Source organism: Streptomyces sp. NPDC016851 (genome assembly GCF_055562795.1).
Window position 1 is genome coordinate 1 of sequence record NZ_JBVHEP010000058.1, and the last position, 3,642, is coordinate 3,642.

Genomic DNA, 3,642 nt, shown 5'->3' on the forward strand with positions numbered 1-3,642 from the left:
CCAGGCACGACGACTCACCGACCACCTCGAACAGCACAACAACACCGACCTGCCCACACTCGGACTGTCACTCGCCGTCCACCGAGCCGCACTCGATGAGCGGGCCGTGCTGCTGGCCGACGGGCCCGACGCGTTGCGGGCCGGCCTGGCGCTGCTGGCCGAGGGCGAGTCGGCGCCGGGTCTGCTGCGGGGCACGCCCGTCGTGGGCGACACGGCGTTCCTGTTCACCGGCCAGGGCAGCCAGCGTCCCGGGATGGGGCGCGAGCTGTACGACACACAGCCCGTCTTCGCCCAGGCCCTGGACGAGGCGTGCAAGTACCTCGACGGACACCTCGGGCGATCCCTGCGCGAGGTGATGTTCACCGAGGACGGCGACCTCCTGGACCGCACCCTCTACACGCAGACCGGCCTGTTCGCGCTGGAAGTCGCCCTGTTCCGGCTGGTCGAACACCTCGGGCTGCGGCCGCAGTTCGTGGCCGGGCACTCGATCGGCGAGCTGGCGGCGGCGCACGTCGCCGGGGTGCTGACCCTGGAGGACGCCTGCACCCTGGTGGCCGCCCGCGGCCGGCTCATGCAGGCACTGCCCCGCAACGGGGCGATGGTCTCCGTGCTCGCCACCGAGGAGCAGGTCGCCGGACACCTCGCCGGACGCGAACACGAAGTCGCGATCGCCGCCGTCAACGGACCGGCGTCCACGGTGCTCTCGGGAGCCGAGGGAGCCATCGCCGAGATCGACGAGGCGCTCACGGCACTCGGCTTCAAGACCCGGCGGCTGCAGGTCAGCCACGCCTTCCACTCGCCTCTCATGGATCCGATGCTGGAGGAGTTCCGCGGGGTCGCCGAAGGGCTCACGTACAGCAGGCCGCGGATCCCCGTCGTCTCCAACCTCACCGGGGACCTCGCCACGGCCGAACAGCTTGCCTCGCCCGGATACTGGGTGCGGCATGTCCGCGAGGCCGTCCGCTTCCACGACGGCATCCGCACCCTGCACGAGCGCGGCGTGCGCACGTACGTCGAACTCGGCCCCGATGGCGTGCTGTCCGCCATGGGCCGGGCCAGTGTGCCCGAAGGCCCCGGCCCGGAGCCGGAGTTCGTCCCGGTCCTGCGCCGCGACCGCACGGCAGCGGACTCCCTGACCACGGCGCTGGCTCAGCTGTGGACGCGCGGTGCCGCTCCTGACTGGCGGGCGGTCTTCGGGGGCCGTGACGCCCGGCACGTCGATCTGCCGACGTACGCCTTCCAGCGCCGGCGGTATTGGCTGAACCACGACGACTCGCGCAGCGCCGACGCGGAAGCGGCCGGTCTCGGCCTCGGTCCGGCCGGGCATCCGCTGCTCGGTGCGGCCGTCTCGCTGGCCGACTCCGACGCTCTGGTTCTGACGACACGGCTGTCCCTCGACGACCACCCCTGGCTCGCCGACCACGCCGTGCTGGACACCGTCCTCCTCCCGGGGACAGCGCTCGTCGAACTCGCGCTGCGGGCGGGAGACCTGGCGGGCTGCCGGGTGGTGGAGGAGCTGACTTTGGAGGCGCCGCTGAGCCTGCCCTCGACGGGCGGTGTCCAGGTCCAGGTGTCGGTCGGGCCCGCGGACGAGTCCGGGCACTGCTCCTTCAGCGTCCACTCCCGGTCGGCGACCGAGTCGGCCGAGGGGCCGTGGACGCGGCACGGCACCGGCGTCCTTGCCCGCGACAACGCCCAGGAATCCGCCGCGGGGACAGGTCTGGCCGTGTGGCCTCCGCAGGACGCGGAACCGGTGGACCTCGTTGACTGGTACGCGACGCTCGCCGCGAAGGGCTTCGCCTACGGCCCCGCGTTCCAGGGGCTGCGGCGCGTGTGGCAAGCGGATGGGACGGTCTTCGCCGAGGTGGCCCTGGCGGAGGAACAGGCCGCCGTCGCCGAGCGGTTCGGACTGCATCCGGCCCTGCTCGACGCGGCGTTGCACGCACTCGAACTGGGAGCGCTGGAGACGTCCGTGGAGCCGCGGCTGCCGTTCTCCTTCCAGGGGGTGCGGCTCCACGCGATCGGTGCGGCCATGGTGCGGGTGCGGCTGACCCGGGTCGGCCCCGACACGGTCTCGCTGCTGGTGGCGGACGGCACCGGGGAGCCGGTGGCCGAGGTCGGTGAGCTGGCGCTGCGCACGGTCGCCGCCGCCCAGCTGCGCGACGCGCTCCGCTCCGGCGGGCATGACGCGCTGTTCCGGCTGCGGTGGGTGCCGGTGACGCCCGGCTCCGCCGCGTCCGACAGGCCCGCAGCGACCGTACTGCGGGTGCCCCAGGGCGGCTCGGTGCACGACACCGTGCACCAGGTGCTCGGCCGGGTCCAGGAGTGGCTCGCCGAGGACCGGCCCGACAGCGAACGGCTGGTCGTGGTCACCAGGGGCGCGGTCTCCGTCGCGGGCGAGGTGCCGGACCCGGTGGGCGCGGCCGTGTGGGGTCTGTTGCGCTCGGCGCAGACGGAGAACCCGGACCGGATCGTGCTGGTGGACGGCCTCGACGACACGGGCGACACGGAGCCGGTGCTCGCGGGTGAGCCGCAGCTCGCCGTGCGGGACGGCCGGTTCCTCGCGCCACGTCTGACCAGGGCGAGCGCCCCGGAGGCCCGGCGGTCTCCCTTCGCCTCCGGCGGGACGGTCCTGCTCACCGGGGCCACCGGAGCCCTGGGCCGGTTCTTCGCCCACCACCTCGTCACCGAGCACGGTGTGCGGCACCTGATGCTGGTCAGCCGTCGAGGCCGGAGCGCCGAGGGCATGGAGGAACTGGAGCGGCGGCTGACCGCGCTGGGCGCCGAGGTCACGTTCGCCGCCTGCGACGTCGCCGACCGCGCCGCCCTGGACGACCTGCTGGCCGCGGTCCCCGCCGAGCATCCCCTCACGGGCGTCGTGCACGCGGCCGGCGTCCTCGACGACGGCATTTTCACGTCGCTCACCCCCGAGCGCGTCTCCGCCGTACTGCGTCCGAAGGCGGACGCGGCACGCAACCTCGACGAGGCGACGCGCGGGCTTGACCTGTCCGTCTTCGCGCTGTTCTCCTCCGTCGCCGGCTCGTACGGCACGGCGGGCCAGGCGGCCTACGCGGCGGCGAACGCGTACCTGGACGCGCTGGCGCAGCGCCGCCGCACCGAGGGCCTGCCGGCGGTGTCCCTGGGCTGGGGGGCGTGGGCCGACGACGGGATGGCCGCGACGCTCAGCGAGACCGACCTGGCACGGCTCGCGCGCACCGGCATCGGACAGTTGGACCCGGCGCTGGGGCTGGAACTGTTCGACACGGCGCTGGCGCTGGACGCGCCGGACGTGGTGCCGATGGCGCTGGACACGGCCGGCCTGCGGGCGCGGGGCGGTGAGATACCGCCCGTCCTGCGGGAGCTGGTCCGTACGACGGCGCGCCGCACGGCGCAGGCCGGGACCGGTCCGTCCGCGGGTTCGCTCACCGAACGGCTGGCCGGGCTCCAGGACGAGCAGCGGGCGGCGTTCCTGCTCGAACTGGTCCTGGGTGAGGTCGCCGGGGCGCTGAACTACGAGAGCGCCACGGCGGTGGACGTGCGCCGCGGTTTCAAGGAGCTCGGCATCGACTCCCTCACCGCGGTCGAACTGCGCAACCGCCTCAACAAGGCCACCGGGCTGCGCCTGCCGGCCACCCTCGTCTT

General features: G+C 73.9%; 1 protein-coding gene. It reads left to right on the forward strand.

Annotated elements, in window-relative coordinates; genetic code table 11:
• Positions 1-3,642, forward strand: a 3,642-nt coding sequence (locus tag ACZ3I3_RS41225) for an SDR family NAD(P)-dependent oxidoreductase (protein ID WP_467373009.1), incomplete at both ends; no start/stop codon positions are given.